This is a genomic window from Paenibacillus sp. TSM33 (assembly GCF_056099025.1).
Genome location: NZ_JBLZXB010000010.1, coordinates 395907 through 420203, shown reverse-complemented (window position 1 = coordinate 420203; position 24297 = coordinate 395907). Strand labels below are relative to the sequence as shown.

Annotated in this window: 29 protein-coding genes, 1 pseudogene and 1 riboswitch; of the genes and pseudogenes, 10 read left to right on the top strand and 20 right to left on the bottom strand. The window is 46.6% G+C overall.

The window, feature by feature from the left end:
* Positions 1-36: 36 nt before the first annotated feature.
* The 16 genes and pseudogenes from ACN6NF_RS05770 to ACN6NF_RS05695 all read right to left on the bottom strand — a co-directional run bounded on the left by ACN6NF_RS05770 (position 37) and on the right by ACN6NF_RS05695 (position 12048).
* A complete protein-coding gene (locus tag ACN6NF_RS05770; RefSeq protein WP_474315990.1) occupies positions 37-930 on the bottom strand; it encodes a putative phage tail protein in 894 nt (297 codons plus the stop codon).
* Positions 923-2074, bottom strand: coding sequence for a baseplate J/gp47 family protein (locus tag ACN6NF_RS05765; RefSeq protein WP_474315987.1), 1152 nt, complete (start codon positions 2072-2074; stop codon positions 923-925). The genes ACN6NF_RS05770 and ACN6NF_RS05765 overlap by 8 nt, the downstream gene beginning before the upstream one ends.
* Positions 2074-2544, bottom strand: coding sequence for a DUF2634 domain-containing protein (locus ACN6NF_RS05760; protein ID WP_474315985.1), 471 nt, complete (start codon positions 2542-2544; stop codon positions 2074-2076). Before ACN6NF_RS05760 ends, ACN6NF_RS05765 begins: the two co-directional genes overlap by 1 nt.
* Entirely contained in the window at positions 2531-2938 is a 408-nt protein-coding gene (locus ACN6NF_RS05755; RefSeq protein WP_474315982.1) for a hypothetical protein, read from the bottom strand. The genes ACN6NF_RS05760 and ACN6NF_RS05755 overlap by 14 nt, the downstream gene beginning before the upstream one ends.
* Entirely contained in the window at positions 2931-3908 is a 978-nt protein-coding gene (locus ACN6NF_RS05750) for an XkdQ/YqbQ family protein (RefSeq protein WP_474315979.1), read from the bottom strand. Before ACN6NF_RS05750 ends, ACN6NF_RS05755 begins: the two co-directional genes overlap by 8 nt.
* Positions 3905-4546: a LysM peptidoglycan-binding domain-containing protein gene (locus ACN6NF_RS05745; protein WP_474315977.1), complete on the bottom strand. Its 642-nt coding sequence runs from the start codon at positions 4544-4546 to the stop codon at positions 3905-3907. Before ACN6NF_RS05745 ends, ACN6NF_RS05750 begins: the two co-directional genes overlap by 4 nt.
* Positions 4547-4582: 36 nt before the next feature.
* Positions 4583-6346 carry a hypothetical protein gene (locus ACN6NF_RS05740; RefSeq protein ID WP_474315974.1) on the bottom strand — a complete coding sequence of 588 codons (1764 nt, stop codon included), beginning with the start codon at positions 6344-6346 and terminating at the stop codon, positions 4583-4585.
* Between the two features lie 21 nt (positions 6347-6367).
* Positions 6368-6499, bottom strand: coding sequence for a hypothetical protein (locus ACN6NF_RS05735; RefSeq protein WP_019686368.1), 132 nt, complete (start codon positions 6497-6499; stop codon positions 6368-6370).
* 23 nt (positions 6500-6522) lie between these two features.
* Positions 6523-6957: a phage tail assembly chaperone gene (locus ACN6NF_RS05730; RefSeq protein ID WP_007429164.1), complete on the bottom strand. Its 435-nt coding sequence runs from the start codon at positions 6955-6957 to the stop codon at positions 6523-6525.
* Positions 6958-7057: 100 nt separating this feature from the next.
* Positions 7058-7465: a phage tail tube protein gene (locus tag ACN6NF_RS05725; RefSeq protein WP_016821317.1), complete on the bottom strand. Its 408-nt coding sequence runs from the start codon at positions 7463-7465 to the stop codon at positions 7058-7060.
* Positions 7466-7587: 122 nt separating this feature from the next.
* On the bottom strand, positions 7588-9054 hold the full coding sequence (locus tag ACN6NF_RS05720; protein ID WP_019686367.1) for a phage tail sheath family protein: 1467 nt from the start codon (positions 9052-9054) through the stop codon (positions 7588-7590).
* A 2-nt stretch (positions 9055-9056) separates the two neighbouring features.
* Positions 9057-9275, bottom strand: coding sequence for a YqzN/YkzM domain-containing protein (locus tag ACN6NF_RS05715; RefSeq protein ID WP_016821321.1), 219 nt, complete (start codon positions 9273-9275; stop codon positions 9057-9059).
* A 10-nt stretch (positions 9276-9285) separates the two neighbouring features.
* A complete protein-coding gene (locus ACN6NF_RS05710; RefSeq protein WP_231124955.1) occupies positions 9286-10146 on the bottom strand; it encodes a hypothetical protein in 861 nt (286 codons plus the stop codon).
* Entirely contained in the window at positions 10143-10277 is a 135-nt protein-coding gene (locus tag ACN6NF_RS05705; RefSeq protein WP_258013951.1) for a hypothetical protein, read from the bottom strand. The genes ACN6NF_RS05710 and ACN6NF_RS05705 overlap by 4 nt, the downstream gene beginning before the upstream one ends.
* A gap of 321 nt (positions 10278-10598) precedes the next feature.
* Positions 10599-11453 (bottom strand): annotated as a pseudogene (gene ant(6) / locus ACN6NF_RS05700) (aminoglycoside 6-adenylyltransferase).
* 118 nt (positions 11454-11571) lie between these two features.
* Positions 11572-12048 carry an ArpU family phage packaging/lysis transcriptional regulator gene (locus ACN6NF_RS05695; protein WP_090888190.1) on the bottom strand — a complete coding sequence of 159 codons (477 nt, stop codon included), beginning with the start codon at positions 12046-12048 and terminating at the stop codon, positions 11572-11574.
* Between the two features lie 276 nt (positions 12049-12324).
* On the opposite strand from ACN6NF_RS05695, the gene ACN6NF_RS05690 reads away from it, so the two are divergent.
* From ACN6NF_RS05690 to ACN6NF_RS05675, 4 genes are all read left to right on the top strand, one after another.
* The gene (locus ACN6NF_RS05690; RefSeq protein WP_013369769.1) at positions 12325-12798 is read left to right on the top strand and encodes a helix-turn-helix domain-containing protein; all 474 of its coding nucleotides are present in this window, start codon (positions 12325-12327) and stop codon (positions 12796-12798) included.
* 11 nt (positions 12799-12809) lie between these two features.
* The gene (locus tag ACN6NF_RS05685; RefSeq protein WP_216975045.1) at positions 12810-13235 is read left to right on the top strand and encodes an ImmA/IrrE family metallo-endopeptidase; all 426 of its coding nucleotides are present in this window, start codon (positions 12810-12812) and stop codon (positions 13233-13235) included.
* Positions 13236-13430: 195 nt separating this feature from the next.
* Positions 13431-15338: a 5'-nucleotidase C-terminal domain-containing protein gene (locus ACN6NF_RS05680; RefSeq protein WP_474315969.1), complete on the top strand. Its 1908-nt coding sequence runs from the start codon at positions 13431-13433 to the stop codon at positions 15336-15338.
* Between the two features lie 244 nt (positions 15339-15582).
* Positions 15583-16254: a 3'-5' exonuclease gene (locus tag ACN6NF_RS05675; RefSeq protein ID WP_474315967.1), complete on the top strand. Its 672-nt coding sequence runs from the start codon at positions 15583-15585 to the stop codon at positions 16252-16254.
* Positions 16255-16296: 42 nt separating this feature from the next.
* Here the strand turns inward: ACN6NF_RS05675 and ACN6NF_RS05670 are convergent, their stop codons facing one another.
* From ACN6NF_RS05670 to ACN6NF_RS05660, 3 genes are all read right to left on the bottom strand, one after another.
* On the bottom strand, positions 16297-17280 hold the full coding sequence (locus ACN6NF_RS05670; RefSeq protein WP_016821327.1) for a helix-turn-helix transcriptional regulator: 984 nt from the start codon (positions 17278-17280) through the stop codon (positions 16297-16299).
* A gap of 71 nt (positions 17281-17351) precedes the next feature.
* Positions 17352-18119, bottom strand: coding sequence for a hypothetical protein (locus tag ACN6NF_RS05665; protein ID WP_474315964.1), 768 nt, complete (start codon positions 18117-18119; stop codon positions 17352-17354).
* Positions 18120-18342: 223 nt separating this feature from the next.
* Positions 18343-18498: a hypothetical protein gene (locus ACN6NF_RS05660; protein ID WP_474315962.1), complete on the bottom strand. Its 156-nt coding sequence runs from the start codon at positions 18496-18498 to the stop codon at positions 18343-18345.
* 312 nt (positions 18499-18810) lie between these two features.
* On the opposite strand from ACN6NF_RS05660, the gene ACN6NF_RS05655 reads away from it, so the two are divergent.
* The 6 genes from ACN6NF_RS05655 to queF all read left to right on the top strand — a co-directional run bounded on the left by ACN6NF_RS05655 (position 18811) and on the right by queF (position 23206).
* Entirely contained in the window at positions 18811-19251 is a 441-nt protein-coding gene (locus tag ACN6NF_RS05655; protein ID WP_474315959.1) for an SH3 domain-containing protein, read from the top strand.
* Positions 19252-19276: 25 nt separating this feature from the next.
* The gene (locus tag ACN6NF_RS05650) at positions 19277-19981 is read left to right on the top strand and encodes an AIM24 family protein (RefSeq protein WP_474315957.1); all 705 of its coding nucleotides are present in this window, start codon (positions 19277-19279) and stop codon (positions 19979-19981) included.
* A gap of 86 nt (positions 19982-20067) precedes the next feature.
* A riboswitch (PreQ1 riboswitch) is annotated at positions 20068-20111 on the top strand.
* A 135-nt stretch (positions 20112-20246) separates the two neighbouring features.
* Complete coding sequence (gene queC, locus ACN6NF_RS05645; RefSeq protein ID WP_474315955.1) at positions 20247-20930, top strand: 7-cyano-7-deazaguanine synthase QueC; 684 nt, start codon at positions 20247-20249, stop codon at positions 20928-20930.
* Entirely contained in the window at positions 20923-21414 is a 492-nt protein-coding gene (gene queD, locus ACN6NF_RS05640) for a 6-carboxytetrahydropterin synthase QueD (protein ID WP_016821333.1), read from the top strand. Before queC ends, queD begins: the two co-directional genes overlap by 8 nt.
* Positions 21407-22270 carry a 7-carboxy-7-deazaguanine synthase QueE gene (gene queE / locus ACN6NF_RS05635; protein ID WP_474315952.1) on the top strand — a complete coding sequence of 288 codons (864 nt, stop codon included), beginning with the start codon at positions 21407-21409 and terminating at the stop codon, positions 22268-22270. The genes queD and queE overlap by 8 nt, the downstream gene beginning before the upstream one ends.
* Positions 22271-22708: 438 nt before the next feature.
* The gene (gene queF / locus ACN6NF_RS05630) at positions 22709-23206 is read left to right on the top strand and encodes a preQ(1) synthase (protein WP_474315950.1); all 498 of its coding nucleotides are present in this window, start codon (positions 22709-22711) and stop codon (positions 23204-23206) included.
* Between the two features lie 135 nt (positions 23207-23341).
* Here the strand turns inward: queF and ACN6NF_RS05625 are convergent, their stop codons facing one another.
* Complete coding sequence (locus tag ACN6NF_RS05625) at positions 23342-24175, bottom strand: helix-turn-helix domain-containing protein (RefSeq protein ID WP_474315947.1); 834 nt, start codon at positions 24173-24175, stop codon at positions 23342-23344.
* Between the last annotated feature and the right edge of the window lie 122 nt (positions 24176-24297).

Sequence of the window (24297 nt, the reverse complement as noted above, 5' to 3'; positions counted from 1 at the left end):
CATCCTTCCTATTTTTAAAATAAAAATTTTATGTTTTTAAATTGAAATGACTTTTTCGGTTGAGCTTAACATCTGACTTCCATCCAGCATCATGCTGCCATCTAACTTCCAATAATGGTTTCGAATTTTCACGTTGCCTTCCTGATAATGATCCATTCGATGCTGGATGACTAGTTTTGTACGGTTCAAATATCGCATAGGCTCCTCTGTCCATCCAGACAAAGAGGCTATTCCATTCAGTAACTCGACACCATCTAAATACCATGGCTTCCCACCAAAAAAGCGAACTCTCGAACGTAATCGAATACGAGAAACCATTTCAGCCTCATGAAGAAATGCAAGCCTAGTTTTGTTATTCATATAAAATGCAAGATGAGCAGGCTTAATATCCTCTATGATCTTTTTGAAATCAATCATATTTTCAGGAATACGGTTTTCAAAGCTTATACCGAACTTATACTCCGTCGGATGAAAGTCTACTTCCCCTTCCACACCAAAAGAGTTCATGATTCTCCGTATTAAGTCTCCTGAAAATTTACCGCTTCCACGGAGTTTCGACTCCACAACAGAACGTCGATGTTCCAACGGCTTTTCCAAATCGACCGGGATACCTAACTCCATCTCCCATCTTTCCAGCGCCCATGTGGCGGTGCGAACAAAAAATTGGGCTAATGTTTCATCCAGCGCGAGATATAGGGAATCTATTTCACTACCCTTTACATTCATATCGACGTGCATTACACGGGAGTTCTCATAATAGGCCGGAAGATAGGAAAATAGCTCAAGGCCCTGCAAGCTGTCTATCTGGCCCTCTGTACCTTCTGCTAAAGTAGTTATCTGCTTAGCAAAAGTGCCACTACGGTTTGCGCGTTTTCCCTGGTCTGTGTTATTCAATAAATCTTCAAAACTGTTTGTTTTATCGTTACTCACTGACGCTCACCGTCCCCAGCACGGCTACCTGACCTGATCCAATCTCAATATTCTGATTGCTCTGTCCATTGATTTTCAAATCAGAGAAATCAATAATAATCGGAATGTCCAGCAGCACAGCAGAAATCCGGGTATACCGTACCAATGGATCTGCCTTGTAAAAAGCAAGCTGCTTCAAATACGTCCGCACACCGTTTTCGATCAGCTTTTTGATTTCATCCAGTGTGGACGGCTTCTCTTTGGTGCGCTGAACCTTGACCGAAATGTTTATTTCCACTTCTGCCGCTGGCATGATCGTCACCACAGGACCTGCTGGTGCCAGCCCTTCGCCTTGTCCATCCTGGGTCGGATCAATATACTTTTGCACTGCAGCCACGATATCCGGACTGGCAGCTCGTTTGTCCGTATCCAGCACATATAACCCCACTGTTCCTGGCCCTTTCCAGAGCGGAACAACCTCCACGCCACCCACGCCAGCAATTTCATTCGCCCACTGGGTATACTGCGCCTTGTTACCGCTTGTACCCTGGTTCCGCACCTTGGCATAAAAACGCTCCAGCAACAGCTGGTCGCTTTCAATGTCTGTGCCGCTTTTGGTTTCCTCCGTATTGATCACGGAGGAAACCCCGCTAACCGGAGTAGCCATCACCTGAATGACACCCGCTGGCACGTTGCCGCTGCGTCCAGGATTGACCGCCCGAATGGCCGCTTCCCCGGTACCCTGTTCATCCAGCGTGACTGAGGTAGTGGTCGCATACTCAATGGAGGCTTCCCCGGATACATCATCTGCCGGAGTCGCCACCAACGTTCCCGCTGGGACAATTGTCCCCGCTGTGCCTGTGAACTTGACCTTCCCTGAGGCCGCAACGGCTTCCCGCCGTGTCACTCCATGTTCTGCTGTCCGCAAATCCAGCTCTGGCGAGCGAAAATCCGGGTTATCGCTGGCTGCTGTGCTGGCAAAACCTCGACGCAGCAACTCCTGCGCCCAGATTGCCGCTTCAGAGAGCATAAATGCCACCGGCGCCTGCGCATCCCAAATAAAAGAGCCCTCGGACTTATCGATGTCCGAAGGCACTTTTTCCAGCATTCGATTTAAAATTTCCTCTTCCGTCTGGTTTACCAAATATTCCGGCAAGTCTGCCATTAGATCACCACACTTCCCACAATTTCCGTTTCATCTCGCACGTTCGTAATCTGGCAGCTAAAATGGCATGCCTCACCTTCCCAGCGAAACGTGAACTGATCCACACTAGCCGTACGTGCATCTGCTAGTAACGCTTCCGTGACCATGCGTTTAATTTCACTTTCCTGCACACCGTGCCCATAGCTGCTGCCAATCAGCTCCTCCAGCTCGCTACCATAGTCAGGTGAATAGATCACATGCCGGTAACGAGGAGTGCGAATCGCTTTTTCACACCATTGTACCCAGGCTTCTTTCTCGCCTGTAGTCACGATTTTACGGCTAGGGCTCATGACAAACTCGCCAGCCTCAAAATCAAACCGCCAGCTTCGCCCAAATACTGCGCGGTTATCCTCCAACACATCCGGGTCAGTCACATCTGTGTCTGTCCAAACCATATCATCTGTTTCGGGAAATAAATTAGCCACGTCCATTCACCACCTTGCACACGACCACCACATCGTTACCACTATTCACCCGCACCGCCAGTACACGATCCCCAGGCTTAAGTCCTTTGTTCAGGTTCAAATTTACATCCTCCAGCTCATCTTCCCCAATATAAAAGGAAGTTTTCAGCTCTTTGCCTTCCCAATTTTCTGATTCCACCGAGGTTGAGGTACCTTTGTACATATGACGTGGTACAGATAACAGCCCCGGCAGCTCGGCGACCAGATAATCCTGAAGCTCATGTTTAAAATCATCCAGCTTGAGTCCTGTGGAGGTGATGGTACCTAATACTGCACCTACTCCACTAAGCGCTTGCTTGGTATGTTTATGAAATGAAGATTGCAGCGCAGTGGCTAAATGCCCGTAGGGGTCCTTATTCAAGGTAAAACCTCCTTTTTACATCGTCATACGTTCCAAGCTCCAGCGACATACTGCCTGGGTTGCCCAATTCCCTGCTCACTGAAATCACCAACAGCTTCATGGAACCTAACATTACCGCGTCTCCTGCTCGAATCGTGTTCATATCTGGCGCATTTACCGATATCGTCTGCTGTATGCCTCTCAGCTTACTTTTGGCCAACTCACGTGCCGCCGCACCCGATTTCACCTCGTCATCCTGTACGATCACCTGAAGTGTTCCATATTTGGCAATGTCCTTTTCCTCAAGCGCCATCACCTTGGAAGGAACCTCTTTCCCCGTTTCACTGGCCGCCGTAGCCAGCACCTTCACTCTTGTGGCTGCGCCTTCCAACGTACGGGATTGTGTCGTATCAGTCACTCTCTCCAAGACGTACACATCTTTGTTCGTGCCCAATTCGTACAGCTCCAAGCCGGAAGAAATCATGCGTGGATGATACAGCTTGCCTCCCGCTTTTGCTGTTTCCCGTAGATCGCCCAGCATCATAGAATAAATGGACTGAGTTCGGTATACGGCGCGCCCAAGCTGCTTTTTTGTGTCCGGCAAAGAAGCAATTTTCAGCTTCCAATCCCTCGCATATTTCTGAAAACGCTGGGTAGCCGTCTGCTTGGCAGGGAGCAAATATTCATCCTCTGACTTGTCCAAATATACCGTACGGTCATATAGCGTCAGCGTCATACGTTTAAGCCCGTTGTTGGAGGTTTCCACTTCCCAGATCACCGCTGGAGACAACAGAGGAACATAGTCTTTTTTACCATAAGGAATACCGCTAACACTGATTGACATCCCTGGAGATATGGCAGGCATATCGGACGTAACGACCAAATTGACCGTCCCCTGATAGGCGATTTGCTCCAGCGAATCTCTCAAATTAATGTTCTCCACGAGAGGAGATAAATCATATTTATCCTGTAAAATGACTTTGTAGCTCATGATAGCACCAGCTTTTGACCCGGTTTAATCGCATTCGGATTTTTCCCGATGATCTTTTTGTTAAGCTGATAAATACGACTCCATTGGGAGCTGTCTCCCAGCTCCAGCTTGGCAATTTTGGACAAGGAATCTCCCGATTTAACCGTGTAAGTTTTCTTTTTTTCTTTCATATCCGTGCGAGGCTTTTTGTTGACTGTCACAGACTTCGAACCGGTACCAGCTTTTTTGGCTACTTTCATTTCGCTCCAGGTTCGCAGTGAAAGATCAAAATTCACATCCCCATATTCCCCGCCCCGAAAGGTCGAATTATGAGAAGCTACAATTACGGGTACGTTCACAGCTGTCTCCGTAATGATAAAGCGTAGCGGACTCTTGGATAACAAAAAGCCATTCAGCGTGTTCATGGCCTCCTGCGGATCAGGGATGTCTTCATATGTGCAGTACGCTGGATTGTATTCCTTCGGAAAAAAAGAAGAGAAGGAGATTTCCTTCACCTTCTCCCCTTGCGGAAAGTCAAACTCCCCGTAGGACAAAATTGTCGTTGTATCAAATCCCTTTTGCCGTGAGATCGTCACTTCCTCGGGATTCACCGGAAACTGAAATTTTTTCCCTTTACCATCTGTCAAACTAAATTCCATCTCTTTCCTCCTTCCCCATTGCTACCATCTACTCCATTACATAGCTCCAGCGCCTGCTGGCTTGGTGTTCTGCGTTGCACGCAGAATTTCAGCTTTGAGACGGTAGCCAATTTGCGTAATAAGCCCATCCACATCCAGCTTGTTCTCATGTACAGTGACCTGTACAGCCCCCGCAGGAAGATTGAATTGGTTGGTGGTTTCCGTTTTAAAATCCTTCAAAAAGCCAGACAGTGTTCCCATTTGTTCAGGACTAATCTGAACTACTTGAGGTGTCGGATTACCATTACCTTTGCCTTTAGCTTTGGCTCCATTGTTCGCATGAGCCGCAGTATTTAGTAGTGGGTTTGGATTGACTCCCTGGTTAGCTATAGCCATCGGTCCATAAAGATTAGGGACGCCTTTTGCACCTGGTTGCTGAGGTCCATACATCAATTGAGAGCCGGGTGGTAACCCCGGAAATGGTGGCATAGGTGTTAACGGTTTGGTAGCCACAGCTACAGCAGGTTGAGGTGGTACGGCAGGTTTAGGAGCTTCAGGTGGCTTAGCTGGCTCTTTCTTAGGTTCATCTTTTTTACCGAAAGAAAAGAAATCAGAAAAGCTTTTACCAAAGTCTCCAGCCTTATCTGAAAGCCAGCCTTTGACCTGGGAAGCCTTTTCTCCAAGAAGTTTACCAGCGGACTTCGCCTTTTCCATCATAGCTGGACCATAATCTGAGACTAATCCGCCAATTTTACCTCCAATCCAATCACCTGCCATACTTCCCAGTGTAGAGCCAATAACAGTACCCGCTCCTGGAATCACTGAACCTACAATACCGCCGACGGTTCCCAATACTCCCCCGCCTATAGCAGAGCCTATGGCTTGTGAGCGTTCTTTGCCTGGAGCGGACTGAGCGATATTCATAATATCCATCCCATAACTTAATGGTCCCAATAGCTTTTTCGCGCCGCCTTTTAAAAGGTTTTTGAACAAGCCTGATCCGGCTTCCTCAACCGCGCCAGCAGTGCTTGGGTTTATAATACTAGAAGCCGCGCTAGAAACTGCATCTATAGCAGCACTGCCACCGCTTTTAATATTCCCAATCATTCCGCCACCGCCTTTAAAAAAATCCATCACCCCTTCTAACATGTCTCCAGTACCCCCGACACTTTCTATAAGTTCACCAGCAGCCTTACCTAGACTGCCTTTATTATTCCATATTTTTTTCGCTCCATTAACTAATTTTTTCCTTCTTGTATTTCCCGTAACTGGTCCAGCATTAGACCATTCTTGCTTCAATCCCCTCCATTTAGATCCAGTTTCGGAAAATCCCTTCATACCTTCGCCAAATTTTTTGACACCCCCCAGGGTATCTTTAAGATTTTCAAAAAAACCCTTAGGCTCTTCTTCTTTCGCCTCACCACCGATCTTCAGAGAACCTAATTTAGTACTCAAATCCGCAATAGCCTTCGTATTGGCCTCTACAGCAGTAGTATTTGCTTTCAAAACCGTACTCAGATTGTTATCAGACTTGACCGGGTCTGCTTTAGCAGTGCCGCTATTTACCTTCACATTCACATTCCCCGAGGCATTAATAATCTGAGATTTAACCCGGTTAATCTTGTTTAACAGATTATCCAAGCCTTTGGAGGCCATATCGTTCAGGACAATTTCCGGAGCCATGCGGGTACGGCCGATTTTTAACACACGTCCTTGAATTCGCTCAAAATAGCGTTCCATTGCGCGCAACTCTCTGTTGGCCTTAATGACGTTTTTGGGATCGATCACAAGGTTCATGCGGTAATTTAATGCTTCTGCCATCTATCATGTTCACCTCCTTGTTTATGCTTTTGAAGCTGCAATGCTATCCATTTCCTGTTCGGCAAACGCCAGCAGCAGCATGCGCTCACCGCGGGGAAGCCGCCAAAAGTCTCCGGGACGAAGGTGGTGCCGGACCCACAAGTGGTACAGCATCGTCGTCATTCCCCCGGAGCCGATTAGTTTTTTAGATCAGCAATCTCAACGCCAAAACCGGACAGTTCCAGCACTTTATCTCCCACTGCATCCAGTTCACCCGCCAGCAGCATACGGCGGACAGACTGTTCGCCACCGGACAGCTTCAAGCGGCTTGTAATCCGGGGATCTCCCCAACCATTAAGGGACAGGCCCTTCACTTCCAGCTTTCCGGTAGCTTCCGAAATCAACAAGGCGTTGAACGTTTCGGTATCTACTTTTTCATCGACGGCACCCTTCACGGTTCGGCGAATCGTACAGCGTTCACGAATGCTGTCCACCTTACTGGAGGTCAGACCATGCAACACAATTTTCATATCCAGGCGCTTGATACGAACCGTTTCTTCCGGTAGTTTTTCAGCGGCTTCAAACAGACTGTCCAAAATTTGTTCTTCTGTCATATTCTCATTCAAACTCATAGGTCATTCTCCCTTATTGTTAATTTCAGAATTTCACAAATTCTTATTTTCATTTGGGGAACGGGACACCTGACAGCATCCCAATTCCCCGTTAACCAATTTAGTTCGCTACAATCGGATCCAGCAGCTCATAGCCTTCGAAGGTGAAGGTCGTTTCTTCCTGTACTTCCTCGCCTGCTGTCCAGTTGGCTAGCTGGATTTTGTCAGCAGTGCAACGGATGAGACGAATACTTTCATGTCCAAAAGCTTCTGGATCATCCAGCTTCGTAATAATCTCAAAACGATTAAAACCACGACGAATCATATCGGACGTAACTTTATAGCCACTCATCGTCCCCGTCCCTTTTTTGATGCCGCGCTTATGCACCTTCCACTCATTGCCCACGAGATTCAGCTCGCGTTTTTCCATTTCCACGCTGGCTTCCAGCTTATTGATATTCGTCTGCCACACCCCATCCACATGCGCCTGACCAAACGTACCTAAAATAACTCTTGAAGCATCCAACATTTCTTTTTCCTCCTCAAAATAATTCATAATATAGTTCGGGATTTCACAAAACCCTCGTTGTTAAAAAGCTACCTTAATCCTACTGATCGCCTGCGAAATGCTTAGGCGCGTAAAATGCTTATTTATTGCACGTAAAATGTGCCGAACAGCTGCTCCATCACGTCGGTGAGCTTCACATTCCATTGCAGGAACACTTGATCCGGCTCCGGTTTGATAACTGGCGCATCACCGTAGTAAGCCGGATCGAGAATGACATCGTAGCCATCCGCCTCGATCACGTTGCTCAGCGACAGCTGTGCCAGGTATTCTTTGATCGCACCGATGAGTGCCAGACGGCCTTCTACTGTGTTGTTGATTTTGCCAATGTAAGTCTCTTCGGCTGCACGCTGCAAGTCAGCGTTAATGGCATCCATGACACGGATGGAACGGATTTTCTTCCACGCATTGTTTTGTCCGGCAGACGGGTTCACCAAGCTGTTGATTCCACGCAGCGCTTTGACCTGACGGCCATCGAAGAACAGGAGGAACACCCCGTTACGGACAGCCTGTTCCTGCTCGGAACGTGTCCAGCGGCGGGTTACATCCTCAAAAGGCGTAACTGCATACGTTGCGGATTGGTTCAACCGTTGGCCTGCGATCAGTCCGGCTACATAGGCAGCCGTTTGGGCGGAGCTGTAGTCCGTACCTGCCAGACGTACGCCTGTGCCCACGTTTACGATGCCTTCATGGTTCAGTGCCAAAGAACGTGCAGAAGCCAAGCTGACAGCCGTTTTGGACACATCATCTGCCGCAGAACCGCCGAATACAGCGATGACGCCTTTGCCTTCATTCCGGACACGTTTGATCCAGGCAGCAAAGCTTTGCAGCAATGCCAGATCGGCTGCATAATCCAGGGCCAGCACATTAAACTCCTGTCCTTCCAATGCTTCCTGCATGGCGATGTAATCGGCATTAACCAGCTTGCTATTGCCGCTATTGCCACCTGTCAGATGTACGCCGCTGACATCCGCTGGAATGCCGCCTTCGCCGACAACCTCAGCTTTCACCCATACGTTTTCGCTGTTTTCGTTCAGCGCTTTGGCAATCGAAGCAGCCGTACCGTCGCTGCCTTTGTACGTACCCAGCAGTTTGGTTCCTTCATAGAGGCGCACCTCACGAGCTTGCTCGTCGCCCAAAGTTGGCTGTACCGTTACGGCAAAACCATTACCGCGGCTACCTGTGTACAAAGCCTTCAAACGCAGCACGTCGGTCGGGGTCTCGCCACCGCTTTTCAGTGTTACAGACGCTTCAGCAGCCGTGTCATCTGCCAAGCGATAAGCGAGCAGTTTTTTCGGACCGCCCAGCAAAGCCAGATACAACGTGGAATATGCTGTCGCACCATTCTCACTGCCGCCGGAGAAGATTTGGCTAATAGCCGTTTCGCTGCCCACCTCTACAAACTCACGTACAGGACCCCAATTCGCCTTGACGGGTACAACGACCGTACCACGTGATCCACCTTGAATCGCTGAAGCTGCTGCTGCCTGAAAATTCATATACAAACCCGGTAATACCGGTTTATTCGTGTTTTCCCATGTTCCGCCTGCCATAATTAATCCACCTTCGCTTTCATAAATTGTTCGATTTTAGTGTGTGCTTCTGCTACCGTAAACAGCTTGTCCTGTGTGCCAAAAAAGGCGCCTGCCAGCACTTCTACTTTTACAGAAAACAATTGTTCTGCGTGTTCCTTTAGTTCCTCTAGCGTATAGCGTGGGCCACTTGCTTCCTGCCCGCTATGTAGCGGGGTCTTCTCATGGCTTTCCAAGGTCACTCGGACCACCTCATTTCAAAATAGGATGAATTTCCACTCTGCGAATCAATGCCGCTTCCTCAGCCGGACGCATACGCCGCTGTACCAGCGTCAGCCGAAGCTGACCGTCTAAAATGGCATCCGCCTGCAAATCGGCTGAGGCTTCAGCCGTAGACATATAACGGCCCTTGTCCTGCTCCAGAGGAAGCTGGATTTGAGCGGCAAAGCCTTCGACCAGCGCGGAAGCTGCGCGGTTCTCTTCGGTGGTGACCGGGGCAGTGATATGCCCGATGAACCGTTTGCGGAGCTCATACATGGAGGCTCCTGCCATCCGGGTTTCACAGCCGCTCAGCCGCCATAATACCGCGTGGCTTCCCGGCTGTGCGGGCCATGCGTCGGCGTATACCGACCACAATTCGCCCAGTTGCTTCTGCGTCCAGCCGACCAGTGCTGCCAGCCATTCTTCCGGCTGTGCTGCATCAGGTGCTGAAGCGGCCGATCCACCTTCTGTTTCAGGCACATACACGCCAAAACGCAGCGTTCTATAGGCCTTGCCCGTAACCGTGTCCAGCATTTCTGCATCCCGCACGCCCAAATAGTGCGCGGTAAAAGCAGACGTGTCCTCACCTTTACCTGTCACCGATGCTCTGTGCAGTCCGGCAATCAGGGTATTCGCCCATACATCGGCCTGCGCCAGCCCCGCTTGTCCTGCGTACAGCTTGATGCGGACAACCTGCCGGTAACCGGCCCAGGAAGACTTCCAGATTTCCTCGCCCAGCACCATAACCGCATACGGCTCCTCTGCCGTCTGCGACGGGGGTTGAACATCGTATACACGCCCTTGCAGCGCCGGAATAATGTCAATGAGCTTTTGCTTAAAGGCTTGTCTCATCCTGTGGCATGCCACCCTTGCGTATCCTGTGCTCGCATGCTGTGGCTGTTTAGCCAGGCTTTTTTCCACTTCCATGCTCTCAGCCGGCGTAGCCTTGTACTCATGCATTGCAGCATCCCTTGCTTAGGCAACACGACTCCTCCTTTCTATACATCGAATTCCCGGGAAGTGACAAAGACGATGACCGCATGAAAAAACCGGCCCTATTGGCCGGCTAACGTTTGACGGTGTGTGTCTTCGGTATGTCCTCTTGTCTTGATTCCCGATGATATAATCTTACACCCTTATAACGAATGCGTTGCCGGGGAAATGGACGATAAAAGTAGAGACTAGGGATGAAGTTAGGCGGTATTTTGCGAACATTTGTTCTTATATTAAAAATGCGTTTAATCTCATTGTTGATGTGCACACAAAAAAATAACCGCCCTTTAAAAAGGCGGTTATTACATCGTTCAATTCAATGAATTATAAATATTTGCAGTATACCTAGTGATGGCTTCATCGTAATCTGGATACTCATACTCCAAACTTCTGGCCACAGCCTTAGCGTATTTTCTAAACAATGCATAGCAAGTAAGTAAAGACTCCCACATTTCTCGATAGCCATTTTCAGAGTAACTGGATAGTAAACTTTCCCAGTCTTCATTAGGAAGGTACTAATTTATAAATTTATAGTTTTTTCCTACACTAAAGGTGTACCCTTGCTCTGAGCCAATCTTCCAAGCCATCATTCGCAGCAAATTAGGTCGTGCTATCTCGTGCAAATGGTCAATAGCAAACAGGATTTCTTTTCTCGCCAATCCTTTTACGATATAAGTTGAAACCATCCAAAACTCATTACAGCAATCATCAAATTCCTTTGCCGTGGGCTTTTTAATCCAATATTGATGGTCGTTCGCGATCACTTCCTCTTGGATCAGCACATCCTTGTCGAGCAGAACCTCAACTAAACCATCGCTATTCGTAAAATAATCCTCTACCTCGTTTATAGGGATCAGTGTCAGATCTAATTTGTTTCCATCCTCAAAAAGAATGATATATGAAAACCAGTTACCTAGTTCTGATGGAAAAAGTTCCATATCCTCGGGTTTTTGCATCATAAGCCTATCCCCAAACACGTGGAGCCATTGATCACTTTCCTTGAAAGAATCCATATCTGTTACAAAGTAAGAAATATCATAATCTTGAAATGAATCAGGAGGAATATTGAAGTTTGTACGTGATCCTTCCATCGTGACCAATCGAACTCTCGCATCGTTCATAGCAAACTTTATAAGGATATTCATCATTTCTGGTTCACTTCTCAATACATCCGTCCTCCGTTCCTATTTTAATTGAGACCTATGCTTCTTATTCACCGTTGCGGTTCATACTCCTTGCTGTCTAGGTTAATAGAGCCACAGGTTGTGACCCCTATGCATTTACCTACCCCAGTCTTCGATCCGCACCCTTTTGCAAGCTTGCCAGATTCAGAACGCCTTGGTCTGCCAGCGCTAGCGCCATTTTGTAAAAAGCACGTGTGCGAAGCTTCGTGTACGTATCCTTGCTGACTGGTGGGTCCAGCACATAATTGTAAACCTTGTAATCGAACACGTCGTCATCCTTTAAATAACGTTCACGGATGAGCAGCTGTTCACGTTCATTCAAGCGGCTCACTACGGCATCCACCATTTGGCAATAGGCCAAGCGGGCGGCAGGAGCATCTACATTATATACAGCAGTTCGGGCCGTTGGGTCGCTTGTTACATTCGTGGGTCCGTTCGGGCGATCCGTATAGCCAGCAGTAATAAAGCTTTCTCGATCCATAAAGGTTATTGTTTTATAAATCCGGTATTTCTCAAATACACCCTCCAATGCATTCTGCGTTTTGCGACGGTCTAATTCGGGTAAGTTATTTCTCATGAAAAGCAACACTCCTTATATTATGCCTTTTGACAATGATGTATTTTCAAATAAAAAACGCACTTGTTTACATTGTGTTCCCCTTTTGTTCGTATCTTGAGTATAACATAACATTATTTAGGATAGGTATCCATCGTGAAAAAAAGCAATATAGCCCCAAAAACAGGATATTCGCTCTACTTTTCTATGCCTTTTGGCATATTACGTGCTTTTACTATTTACCTAATGGTATAATAGAGCTGAATCTATGATTCTATTGCAGAAAGGAGCTCCATTGTGGAACAGCCAGCATTCGGAACCTACCTAAAACAGCAGCGTGAGCACAAGCAATTGAGCATCAACCAATTGGCAGATGCCGCAGGTATTAGTAATTCACAAATTTCCCGCATCGAAAATGGACTGCGTGGAGTTCCCAAACCCTCCACCCTCCGCAAAATAGCGGACGCGCTCAGCGTATCCTATACCGAAATGATGAAGGCCGCCGGATATTGGGCAGATGATGATTCTATAGAGCAAAATCCGCATGAGCTTTATCGTTCTACTGTACCAGAATGGGCAAACTCCAAAGACCGCCGGGATTTTAAAAAAATGCTGGAGGAAGACGACGAATTAATGTTTGATGGCATTCCGCTCGATGAAAAAGACCGTCAACGGATCAAGGACGTACTGACAGGCCTGTTCTGGGAAGCCAAGCAAATGAACAAACATAAAAAGCCCGCAGATCCCGGGGCGAGCAAAGATCAGGGATAGCAGGTGAACGCATGAACGAACTCATTCACAAACTTGTCCGAAAATACCGTACCAATTGTCCCTTCGATATTGCGAAAGCCCTAGGCATCCATATCCGATATTGCGATCTGGGTTCCACAACCAAAGGGTTGTATTATCACAAGCTGCGCAGAAGATTTATCGTCATTCACAACGGCCTTACACCAGAATGGGAACGGTTCGTCTGTGCGCATGAATTGGGACATGACCGACTGCATAAAGGCATTAGCCGCTTTTTTATGGAGGAACATTCCTACTTTTCTCCAGGAAAATTTGAACAACAGGCTAATCGCTTTGCCGTGCTGTTGCTGAGTGCAGGGAATCCACCGTTGGCTGACGAAACATTGGATCACTATTTACCCCGGATCGGGCTGCCCAAAGAGACTGCCCTTTTTTTTGATCACAAAACAGAACAATAGTTCCTATTCTATGAGTTGCTGTCTATTATTGCCTCTATAATAATAGGTAACTAGACGGTGGATTTAACAACCGATATCTCAAAAAAATGTAGTGCTTTGATATAAAATAAGAGTTATTTTTACAATCATCTGATAAAATGTGGACGTAAGCGGTTTCTCTAATTCATTCATTTTATGGGAGGTTGAAGGAACAACATGAACTCATGGAAAAAACTCTCGTCGATCTTGACGACCGCCGCGCTTCTACTTGGTTGTCTCGGCACAGCAGCAGCGGACCCAGTTGCTAATGCGGGAACAGCAGGAACCGGAACAACACCGTCTCCAGTCAGCGGTAAACACATCACCATCCTACATACGAATGATACCCATGCCCACGTGGTCGCCAACGACAAGGAAATGGGCTTCGCCAAGCTGGCGGGCATTATCGATCAATATCGCGCTGCCAATCCCAATACATTACTGCTGGATGATGGGGACACCGTTCATGGAACGACCTTCGCTACTCTGGTCAATGGTGAGAGTATCGTAAAAGTAATCAACAAGCTGCGCTATGATGCAATGGTTCCGGGTAACCATGAGTTTAATTACGGCTGGAAGCATCTAGTTGAGCTGAGTAAGGAGATTCAGTTCCCTGTACTGAGCGCCAACATTAAGCAAACGGACGGAACTCGTTTGTTCCAACCGTATACTATTAAAGAAGTCGATGGCGTTAAAATCGGTATTATCGGCCTAACTACACCTGAAACGGCATATAAAACCAATCCTAAAAATGTGGAGGGCATTCAATTCACCGACCCTGCGGCTGAAGCCAAAGCGGTAGTAGACGAAATCCGCAGCAAAGTAGATGTCGTCGTTGCTCTGGGTCACCTGGGACAAGATGCATCCAGCAAAGACACCAGCCTCAAGGTCGTGAAAGAAGTGCCTGGTATTGATATTTTCATCGACGGACACAGCCATACCGTATTGGAAAAGGGCCTGGTCGGTGACAATGGCACGTTAATCGCTAGTGCAGGTGAATACACCAAGTATCTGGGTGTAGTGGATCTATGGGTAGACGGCGGCAAGGTTATCCAAAAGCAAGCCAAGCTGATCGATTCGACTCAAGCTGCTGACGTGCAGCCCAACGCTGACATTGCTGCATTAATCGCCTCCATTCAGAAGGAACAAGAACCTATTCTTAAAGAAGTTGTAGCACAAACCAGTGTAGATCTCGAAGGCGCACGCGAAAAGGTACGTGCGGGTGAAACCAATCTCGGCGACCTGCTCACCGATGCTATGCGTGACATTTCGGGAGCAGACGTGGCTTTAACGAACGGTGGTGGCATCCGGGCTTCCATCAAAGCAGGAACGGTTACCAAGGGAGACATCATTACCGTACTGCCCTTCGGCAACCAGATCGTTACCCTGAAAGTGAAAGGCTCTGACATTCAGGCCGCACTGGAAAATGGCACAGCCTCCTATCCAGAACCAAGCGGGGGCTTCCCTCAGGTATCCGGTATCTCGTTCAAAATAGACACCTCAGCAGCCAAAGGCAGCCGTGTTCACTCCATCCTGATCGGTGGAAAGGCCCTTGATCCTGAGGCAACATACACACTGGTCACCAATGATTTTACTGCCGTAGGTGGTGACCAATATACGATGTTCGCCAAATACCCGCAGGCTGGTATGTTCGGATCGCTGGATGAAGCGTTAATCCGCTATATGCAAAAAGTGGGCTCTGCTAGCCTGCAAGTACAGGCAGACGGCCGTATTCAAGAAGCCAAGGCAGACGGAAAAACTTCTGTCCCTGCCACACAAGCTGTGCCGTCTCCACCAACAACGACGCCAGCACCTCTGCAGGAGATACCGCAATCCAATTCTACATCGGCTGCGAAACCAGCTCCTGTGAAATCGGCACCTGCAAAATCTCAAACTAGCAAGCCACAGCAGGCATCGACTACTGCACAAGCTGCCAATAGCCATGTATATGTTGTGAAATCCGGGGATACTCTGTATGACATTTCTCGCAAACATGGTACTACCTGGCAACAGCTTCAGCATTTGAATAAGTTGAAGAATCCTCACCGCATTTATCCGGGGCAAAAGTTAGACCTCCCGGCCTAATTCAATAGCTTGCATAAGCAGCGTCTGGAATCCAAGTGGTTTCGGATGTTGCTTTATGTCAGAAGTTTTTAGATATGCGATAGTCCAAGCTCATTTGGACATCGCATATTTTTTTTGAAAGCAAGCCTTTTAACCGCTGACAAGTTGTGAACCGAGAGGTATGATGGAGAAGAGTTATTCGGGCAGAGAACATTTGTCCCGGTATCCATCGGGATCAGTTATGTGTGTGGAAGGAGTCCATTAAATGCAATACATTATTTATGATCTTGAATTTACCGTTAGCCGTAATGCCAGATATTCCTCCGAAATCATTGATATCGGTGCCGTCAAAGTTATTCAGGGAGATGATGGCCTATTCGTTGCAGATACATTTCACAGTTTTGTGAGACCATCGAATCGGCCTGTAATCTCTACAGATACCGTTCAATTCACAGGTATTACTCAACGAGACATTGATGCCGCTCCACTCTTTCCTGAAGCTGTGAAGCAATTTATTGCCTGGCTCGGTACGGATTCGCCCTATTATTTGTGCGCATGGGGCCCGGATGACCGTCAGAAGCTAGTATCCCATTGTCGTACCCATCATGTAGATCTCGGTTGGATTCATAATACAAATGATATACAGAAGCAAATTTCCCGTCTGTTTAGTTCCAATGGAAAGTATCGTCAGTTGAGCCTGTCTCAGGCGTTGGAATTGTGCAACATTGACTTTGATGGTCAACAGCATCGGGCACTGGATGATGCCGTGAACACTGCTCAGGTTTTCATACACCATTTTGATCGTCTTACATTAGTTCATAATGCTGCCGACGATGAGGAAAGTCGCGGCTCGAAGCTCGTCTACTCTTCACCAGAAGAAGAACAGGAGCAGTACAGTCCCTTCGGCAATCTCGCCAACCTGTTTAAGGACCGTTAAGCAGATAGCTCCCCGGCCCGTTCCGGGGGATCTTCCCCCCTGTTATTCTTGATTTCCTGCCTTTTTATCGAAGTAAAACGCCCCCCAGGTTCGCAGCATTTCTTGCATACGTTTGCGGTACCGTAAAGGTTCCAGAATCTCGGCCTCAGCTCCATAGGATGTGAGCCAATCCAGAAATTCACGGTCATGATTGACCGTCACCTCAAACAACAAACTTCCATCCGGCAAATCCTTGAGAAGAGGCTTGATGAACAGCTCCTCTTCTTTGACCCGATATACAGAATCGGCAGAAAAACGTACCACAAACCGAATATTTTGGTTTCCTTTGGTCACCGACCAGGTGCCTTTAAAAAACATTTCCATTTCAGATGTATTTTTTTGAAACGTATACGGCAAAATCCTCATATTCCGAAAACGGCTGATCCGAAAGGTTCTCATAGCGGATTGCTTATGACAAAAACCAAGCATATAGAACCGCCGGTCTTGAGGAACCAAACAATAAGGATCTACTTGCACCAGTGATACATCTTCATTTTGAGGCGAGCTGTATTCCGCTTCAATTGTCTGCTGCGTAAGACTCGCCAAAACAATCAGCCTGAGCAGATAAGGCTGGTTTTCCCGATCAAGTGTCGAGCCGAGCCGGATGATATTTTTCATTTCCTGCGCGAAGCTCGTCTGGTCCATCTTTTTTTTCTGACTAGAGGCCATCACTTTCTCATAAGCACTTTCAAAAGCTGGCGGTAAAAGAGGCTTTATCGTTTCCATCATCTCTCCCAGCTTGGTAAAAGCCTCTGCCTCTTCTTCTGTCCAATTCAGAGGATACAAAGCAAAATTGCTAATAAAAATGTACCCCTTGCCATGCCCCATATTCGTAATCGGAATATGCATAGCGCTTAGCGCCTCCATATCTCGGTATATGGTACGTTCTGATGTTTCACAACGTTCGGCAAGCTCTCTTGCCAATATTCCTGGATTTGCCTGAACAATAGTAATAATCCGCATTAAACGTATCAACCGATCAGTCAAGGAAGTCTCTCCTTTACAAAAAGATAGTAAATTAGACTCACTAATTTGCACAAATAAACTAGCATAATTACCTATCTCAACCTATCACTCTTCGTAAAATGAACATCTCCTAACGATATTTCCTTATTAAAAAAGACCTTAGAGCTATACGCTGTAAACGATACAAAAGACCCGCTCCATTTATTGCGTATGGACAGAAGTAACTCGGCTTCCTCAAGGTAATCCATGTCTTCGCTTCTAGCTGCACATATAAGCAATTCATCTGCTTGTCTCGTAAGGATGAACGTCCCTCGCTCAGAATCCCCTTTCTCATACATACGCAATGCCTTTTTTACAATTGGGGACGTCTCATTCAGCTTTATGTATTTTTCCACCTTCGGGTTGGATGGCATGCTCAGCAGACCAAGATGATGCGTGTAATGGATATAGAGCTGGTCTGTGCGGATCAGCGTTCGCTTTTCCTGCGATGGCTTGCGCCAACTCCACTCGATCATTCCAATCGTATGTCTTCCGGACGCGTGAGCCGGTATAGAAAACGTTAAAATAGCTTGTCTATATTTTCCCCGCCGCACATCGCCACAGTGAACACACATGCAATCTCCGTTTTCTGATTGTTTAAACCCGAGTCTCACCCCCTCAGCTTTTAATAGATTTACCCCGTTTTCTGGATTGAACTGAAGTTGAAGGTCACATCCCGCTGCTTTCGGTATTAAATTCCCTTTTCTTTTACGTATAGCTCCATAGCCCCATTCTATCAGTAGATTTACTTGTTTGGACCCATTCGCCGATATAGACTCTTTGTCCCATGTGTACGTTACATTGAGCATTGACTTCACCACTGGTAAATTCCCCCTAAAAGAACATGTAACTCTAAATTAACAATGTTATCTGACACTATATTGTCAGGGAACATATGTTTGATTGTGAAAATTATACATGGTAATCTTTATGAAAGGGGACCTAATTCGGCAAATAACATTTTAATCCATTCTAATTACATAAATACGCAAAAATAGCCCGGCTTTTGCCGGGCTACATGATAGTCTACTTCTATGGTTAAACTTATGAAATTGCAGTTTCTGTCACAGAAGCTTTCGTCTTTGTGCAAATATCGGATATTGGGGCAAAAGTAGTGCTATCCACGACAAGCTCCTTCGATAATGGCTTTCCATTTACAGTGATTTTTAAAATTGTATAGTTTTGTTCTCTTTCGTTCATCTTTCAAAATCTCCTTCTATATCTATTTTTAATATATTTCAGCTTATATATTCCTATTCAAGCCCTGACTAGGTGCGGGTTGTTCTTTCTCGTTTGTTGGGAAAACTGCCGGAATGTTGCCGCTTCCTTGATATACCCGTTTTAAGGTACACTTAAACTAATATATCGAGTTTTTTTGAGAATACTTCCCCTTTGTTTGTCGTCTGTATATTCTAAAATCTGCATCCAAATCATGATCTTGTACGTAACCATGTGATATGGGTAATGATCTGTATCATCTAACATCTTGGTTTATCAAAAGGGGGACATCTCTTGGCACGAGCAACTTGTCGCTTCGCTTTGTACCGCCGCATTGTCTGTGCTACTTTAGCACTTTTGTTTATTTTTGGAGTAACCCGTGTACCCGAAGTTCATGCTGCTTATTGGGATGATGTATATCAAGGCTTTGAGCAGTTTTCGCGGTTGCCCGGCGATGTATACCAGCTCAAGGAAAGCTACCGACAAACACAGGAAGATCTGGAAAAGGCCCGTACCAGCATCGAAACTTATCAGAAGCAAAACGCCCAACTGCTGGAACAAAACCGCAAGCTGAACGACACCGTTACAGAACTAAAAAATCTTCAAAACGAGCGCGATCAGGCTTCACACCGAAATAAAATGCTCATCATCACGGCTATCATTCTGCTGGCCGGTTATTTTATCGGTATCCGACTGTTGCGTTACGGGATGCGTCGACGTTCGGGAAGATACTAACTGCCTGAAAGGATGAAAGGCCTGAATGGACATACAAGCAGGACAACACTATGATGAAAGCGTCGGTTCAGTCGTAACGCTCGACCTGACTGAAGGGGAGAAGCTGCACGTTCTGCATCCGCAACAAATCATCGCATATCGCGGCCCTAGTTCAGGTCGCAGTGATAAGCTGATGAATATTAAAGGCATGTACCGCAAGCACAAACTGATTCAGGCCGATTTCACAGGGGCTTGCCGGCTAATTGCCGCACTTCCTCCTGGCTTCAGTCTGAAGATGATCAAACTTGAAGGAGGCGACGATCTGCTATACGATTTCCGCAACCTGTTCTGGTACAGCGCCGGCATCCAAATGCGTACCAAGCTGCTAAGCATGAAAAACATGTTGTTTAGCCGTGATGTCATTAAAATGAAATTTGACGGTATAGGTCACATTGGTATTTTGACGCAGGGATTGGTATGTCAAGAACAGCTTCATCCGTCAGAGCCGATCTATGTCGATGCAAGCAGTGTCATTGCCTACCCCGAAAACGCCAAGCTGGAGTTAACCGTATACGGTAACCATTTGGCCAGCCAACATATGAACTATCATTTTAAAATGACCGGACACGGTACCGTACTATTTCATGCCGGTGAGCATCATCGGCGGCTTCAGCAGGATATGAACGACGATGGTGTGATCAAACGATTTTTAAGGGAAGTCATTCCATTTGGTGGAGTGTTTATCAAATAGCCCTGCCATGCTATAATGGCAATGCTACTCGAAGAAGCTGTCTGTCCTTGTGGCAGATGCTAATGAAGAAAATCCATGCGTCATGCATGGGAGAGGTTCGCGAACTCCCTCTATAAAAAACTAACGACGCTTTGTCCTCCGCATTAAAAAATGAATTTGCGGGGCAAGGCCTGTTTTTTGTTGAAGCCGGTTCAAGAACTCTCCTTCTTCCACGTGACAAGACGCTGTGTCTTACACCATTCCAAGAAGATCGAGAGGTTTTTTTATGTTTACAAACGAAAAAGCAGTCGTCGTATTCAGCGGCGGCCAAGACAGTACAACCTGTTTATTTTGGGCAAAAAAACATTTTGCCGAAGTAGAAACTGTGACGTTCGATTACGGTCAGCGCCACAAGCAGGAAATTGAAGTGGCCGCCGGAATCGCCAGCGAGCTGGGTGTTCCGCAAACGGTACTGGATATGAGCCTGCTCAACCAACTTGCCCCGAATGCTCTCACACGCACCGACATTGACATTACTCAAGAGGAAGGCGAACTGCCTAGCACATTTGTAGACGGTCGTAATCTATTGTTCCTGAGCTTCGCAGCAGTTCTCGCCAAGCAAAAAGGAGCGCGCCACATCATTACAGGCGTTTGCGAGACAGATTTCAGCGGCTATCCCGATTGCCGGGATTCCTTTATTAAATCACTGAACGTTACATTGAACCTTTCGATGGACTATCCCTTTGTGATTCATACCCCACTCATGTGGTTGAATAAGGCCGAAACCTGGCAAATGGCCGATGAACTGAAAGCTTTTGAATTTGTAAGAACCCGTACACTAACATGTTATAACGGTATCATTGGCGATGGCTGTGGCGAGTGTCCTGCCTGCAATCTCCGTCGTGCCGGACTGGAGCAGTATCTCGCGGTTCGTGGCGCTTTGTCCCAAGGAGCTGAAGGCCATGCGTGAGCCAGGTACCTTTCGTATTGTCGACAAGCTCCAACAGTTCGGGACAGACATTGAACGCTCTCAGCTGCGTTATCACCGCAAGCGTGTTCTCGTCAGCAAACAATTTACGTTCGATGCAGCCCACCATTTGCACTGTTACGAAGGCAAATGCAAAAATCTGCACGGACATACTTATATCGTCGTATTTGGCATAAGCGGTATACCGAGCGAAATAGGTCTGACGCTGGATTTTGGTGATATCAAAACGATCTGGAAAGAGCGAATTGAGCCTTTTCTGGACCACCGTTACTTGAATGAAACGCTCCCGCCAATGAATACAACGGCAGAAAACATGGTCGTCTGGATCTTTGAACAAATGGAGTCAGCCTTGACCTCGGATGCATACTGCAATCGTGTTGAAGGCGGACGTACCGAATTTGTACGACTGTTCGAAACACCTACCAGCTACGCCGAATTTCGACGGGAGTGGATGTACGATGAGTAATACTGTAACTACTCACCAACCTATGGCAACCCCCGACAGGGCTAAAGCAGCCCCTATTCCTGTGCTGGAGGTGTTTGGTCCCACCGTGCAGGGCGAAGGTATGGTCATTGGTCGTAAAACGATGTTTGTTCGTACCGCAGGCTGCGATTACCATTGCTCATGGTGCGACTCCGCCTTTACCTGGGACGGCAGCGCCAAGGATCAAATCCGTCGTCTCAGTGCCACTGATATTTGGCAGGAACTACAGTCCATCGGCGGCGAACGGTTCTCGCATGTGACCCTTTCCGGAGGCAACCCTGCCCTGCTGCCACAGCTTGGGACGCTGATTACCCTGCTACGCAGTCAAGGCGTTGCCACCGCTGTCGAAACACAAGGCTCCCGTTGGCAGGAATGGCTGTACGATATCGATGAAGTGACCTTATCCCCGAAGCCGCCCAGCTCTGGCATGACGACTAACTGGGACGTGCTGGATGATATCGTAGCCCGTCTGACCAACCGAAAGATGGCTGGAGAGTCCAAGTCTACAACAAACGTCTCCATCACAACGTCCGCCAAGGCATCAGAGGATGAATCGGTCAGATTATATGCTGGAGCATGCAGCCTGAAGGTCGTCATCTTCGATGACACCGATCTTGCCTATGCCCGCACCGTTCATGAGCGCTATCCACACGTACCGTTGTTCCTCCAGACGGGTAATCCAGATGTGAACACGGAGAACATCGGACAGATCGCAGAGTCTCTTTTACACCGTTATGAATGGCTTATCGACAGTGTCATGGACGATTCCCGGCTCAATGATGTAAGAGTACTCCCGCAGCTCCACACCCTCGTATGGGGCAACAAACGCGGAGTATAACACGTATATACAATATATTCCATGCGAGCTGTATGTGATACACAAGATACACCAAATTAGTCAAAGTACACCCTCGACACCCAAAGCCATATAAAAAGAGAGAAACCCTCGTCTGCAAGGACGGGATTTCTCAATAAAATAACGCTCCTTAATATAAGGAGCGAAATTTCACTTCTGCCCAACCCACATGTAAACGGGTAGGGACTTTATGGTGTTGACGGCGGTCAGCAGCGGAGCGGAGGATTTGAAGCTGGAGAAGCGTTAGCGTTCGCCTTTGAAATGGGATTCTAACCTATAGATCTTTTATCAGAAAGAATCCCATTTCAACAGCGATCGGAAGCTCAAATCCTTCGCGAAGCGTCGCCTAACCGAACCTCCCCACCATAACTCCCTCTCCCTTTTACCAAACTAAACCAACTTTAAGGAGCCTCACTCAATATGACCGGAAGAAAACCCGAAGAAATGACCGACGTTACCCTACTTGGCAATCAAGGCACACAATACACTTTTACCTATGATCCCGCCATTCTCGAAAGCTTTGATAATAAACACCCTTACCGCGATTATTTTGTAAAATTCAATTGTCCAGAGTTCACCAGCCTGTGTCCGATTACAGGACAGCCTGATTTTGCAACCATCTACATCAGCTACATTCCTGATATTAAAATGGTTGAAAGCAAGTCCCTTAAGCTGTACCTATTCAGCTTCCGCAACCACGGTGATTTCCATGAAGACTGCGTCAATATCATCATGAATGACTTGATTAAGCTGATGGACCCTCGCTACATTGAAGTATGGGGCAAATTCACACCACGCGGCGGTATCTCGATCGACCCGTACACCAACTACGGCAAGCCGGGAACAAAGTATGAGCAAATCGCAGAACATCGTATGATGAACCATGATATGTATCCAGAGACGGTGGATAATCGATAGGCTGATCCCCTCTGCTCATTCGCATACAAATATAAATAAGGGGCTGTCCCAATAGTCATAAAATGACTCAAGGACAGCCCCTATGTTTCTAGTCTATCAAAATAATCCATAAAAAATTTGCGCTTGTGGCGTCGTTTACACACTCAGATCAAATTTTGATTTTTTATATTCATAAGGGGTTTTACCCATAACTTCCCTGAAAGCTTTTCTAAACGATTTTTCGTTTGGAAAGCCAGCCTCGTAAGAAATTTCTGTAAGTGACTTATTTGTTGTTTCCAATAAATCGATTGCTTTTTCCAGACAAAGAATTTGCTTGTACTCCGTAAACGTCTGACCTGTATATTCATGAAACATTCTCGACAAATAAGCCTCCGAATAGCCGCAAATTCGGGCTGTTTTTGCCAGACTAATATTTTCAGCATAATGCTCTTTAATAAAATCCATAATGGTCTTTATCTTTTGCTGCTTTTCACTAAATACCTCTGGCTGTAGGTCTGCTGCCTGACTAAAATGATTAACGAGCAAATATTTAAGTTCAGTAATTCGGCTTTGCTCTAAAATATAGTCATATTTCCCCTTGGAAATATGCAGGTTATATATATCCATAAATAACTCTCTTAATTTAGAAAGTATAGTATGTTCAACTTGCTGCTCTTGCGTATTTAATTGGATGAATACTTGTTCATTGGCAAAAAAGGTAGCTGGAAATTGTAATACAACGACCTGGTTTTCCGTAATACTTTGGGTAGAGTGCGGTACATTGCTATTAATGAACAGTGCATCCTTTTCCATCAAAATGGTTATTTTTCCTTCATGCCACACCTTGAGACTTCCACTTGTACAATAGATTAATTCCATATTGCTGTGAAAATGCATGGGGATGACTCTTTCTGTATCTGTCGATTGAAACATAAAGAGGTTAATCATTTTTCTTCGGTCTATTTCAATATGTTCATATATTTTCTTCATACGACACCTCATCAACCAGCTATGAGTAATCAACAGTAATTATATTCAGTCATATACTCTAATACTCATACTATACCGATAGTAAAATGCCTACACAAGCTGAAATCTCTTCAGATGACTAA

Coding starts and splice junctions, on each gene's coding strand:
- ACN6NF_RS05765 (WP_474315987.1), bottom strand. CDS start 2,074: ATGGCAGACTTGCCGGAATATTTGGTAAACCAGACGGAAGAGGAAATT.
- ACN6NF_RS05760 (WP_474315985.1), bottom strand. CDS start 2,544: ATGGACGTGGCTAATTTATTTCCCGAAACAGATGATATGGTTTGGACA.
- ACN6NF_RS05750 (WP_474315979.1), bottom strand. CDS start 3,908: ATGAGCTACAAAGTCATTTTACAGGATAAATATGATTTATCTCCTCTC.
- ACN6NF_RS05745 (WP_474315977.1), bottom strand. CDS start 4,546: ATGGAATTTAGTTTGACAGATGGTAAAGGGAAAAAATTTCAGTTTCCG.
- ACN6NF_RS05740 (WP_474315974.1), bottom strand. CDS start 6,346: ATGGCAGAAGCATTAAATTACCGCATGAACCTTGTGATCGATCCCAAA.
- ACN6NF_RS05735 (WP_019686368.1), bottom strand. CDS start 6,499: ATGCTGTACCACTTGTGGGTCCGGCACCACCTTCGTCCCGGAGACTTT.
- ACN6NF_RS05730 (WP_007429164.1), bottom strand. CDS start 6,957: ATGAGTTTGAATGAGAATATGACAGAAGAACAAATTTTGGACAGTCTG.
- ACN6NF_RS05725 (WP_016821317.1), bottom strand. CDS start 7,465: ATGTTGGATGCTTCAAGAGTTATTTTAGGTACGTTTGGTCAGGCGCAT.
- ACN6NF_RS05720 (WP_019686367.1), bottom strand. CDS start 9,054: ATGGCAGGCGGAACATGGGAAAACACGAATAAACCGGTATTACCGGGT.
- ACN6NF_RS05710 (WP_231124955.1), bottom strand. CDS start 10,146: ATGAGACAAGCCTTTAAGCAAAAGCTCATTGACATTATTCCGGCGCTG.
- ACN6NF_RS05695 (WP_090888190.1), bottom strand. CDS start 12,048: ATGAGAAATAACTTACCCGAATTAGACCGTCGCAAAACGCAGAATGCA.
- ACN6NF_RS05685 (WP_216975045.1), top strand. CDS start 12,810: ATGAACGAACTCATTCACAAACTTGTCCGAAAATACCGTACCAATTGT.
- ACN6NF_RS05680 (WP_474315969.1), top strand. CDS start 13,431: ATGAACTCATGGAAAAAACTCTCGTCGATCTTGACGACCGCCGCGCTT.
- ACN6NF_RS05675 (WP_474315967.1), top strand. CDS start 15,583: ATGCAATACATTATTTATGATCTTGAATTTACCGTTAGCCGTAATGCC.
- ACN6NF_RS05660 (WP_474315962.1), bottom strand. CDS start 18,498: ATGAACGAAAGAGAACAAAACTATACAATTTTAAAAATCACTGTAAAT.
- ACN6NF_RS05650 (WP_474315957.1), top strand. CDS start 19,277: ATGGACATACAAGCAGGACAACACTATGATGAAAGCGTCGGTTCAGTC.
- queC (WP_474315955.1), top strand. CDS start 20,247: ATGTTTACAAACGAAAAAGCAGTCGTCGTATTCAGCGGCGGCCAAGAC.
- queD (WP_016821333.1), top strand. CDS start 20,923: ATGCGTGAGCCAGGTACCTTTCGTATTGTCGACAAGCTCCAACAGTTC.
- queE (WP_474315952.1), top strand. CDS start 21,407: ATGAGTAATACTGTAACTACTCACCAACCTATGGCAACCCCCGACAGG.
- queF (WP_474315950.1), top strand. CDS start 22,709: ATGACCGGAAGAAAACCCGAAGAAATGACCGACGTTACCCTACTTGGC.
- ACN6NF_RS05625 (WP_474315947.1), bottom strand. CDS start 24,175: ATGAAGAAAATATATGAACATATTGAAATAGACCGAAGAAAAATGATT.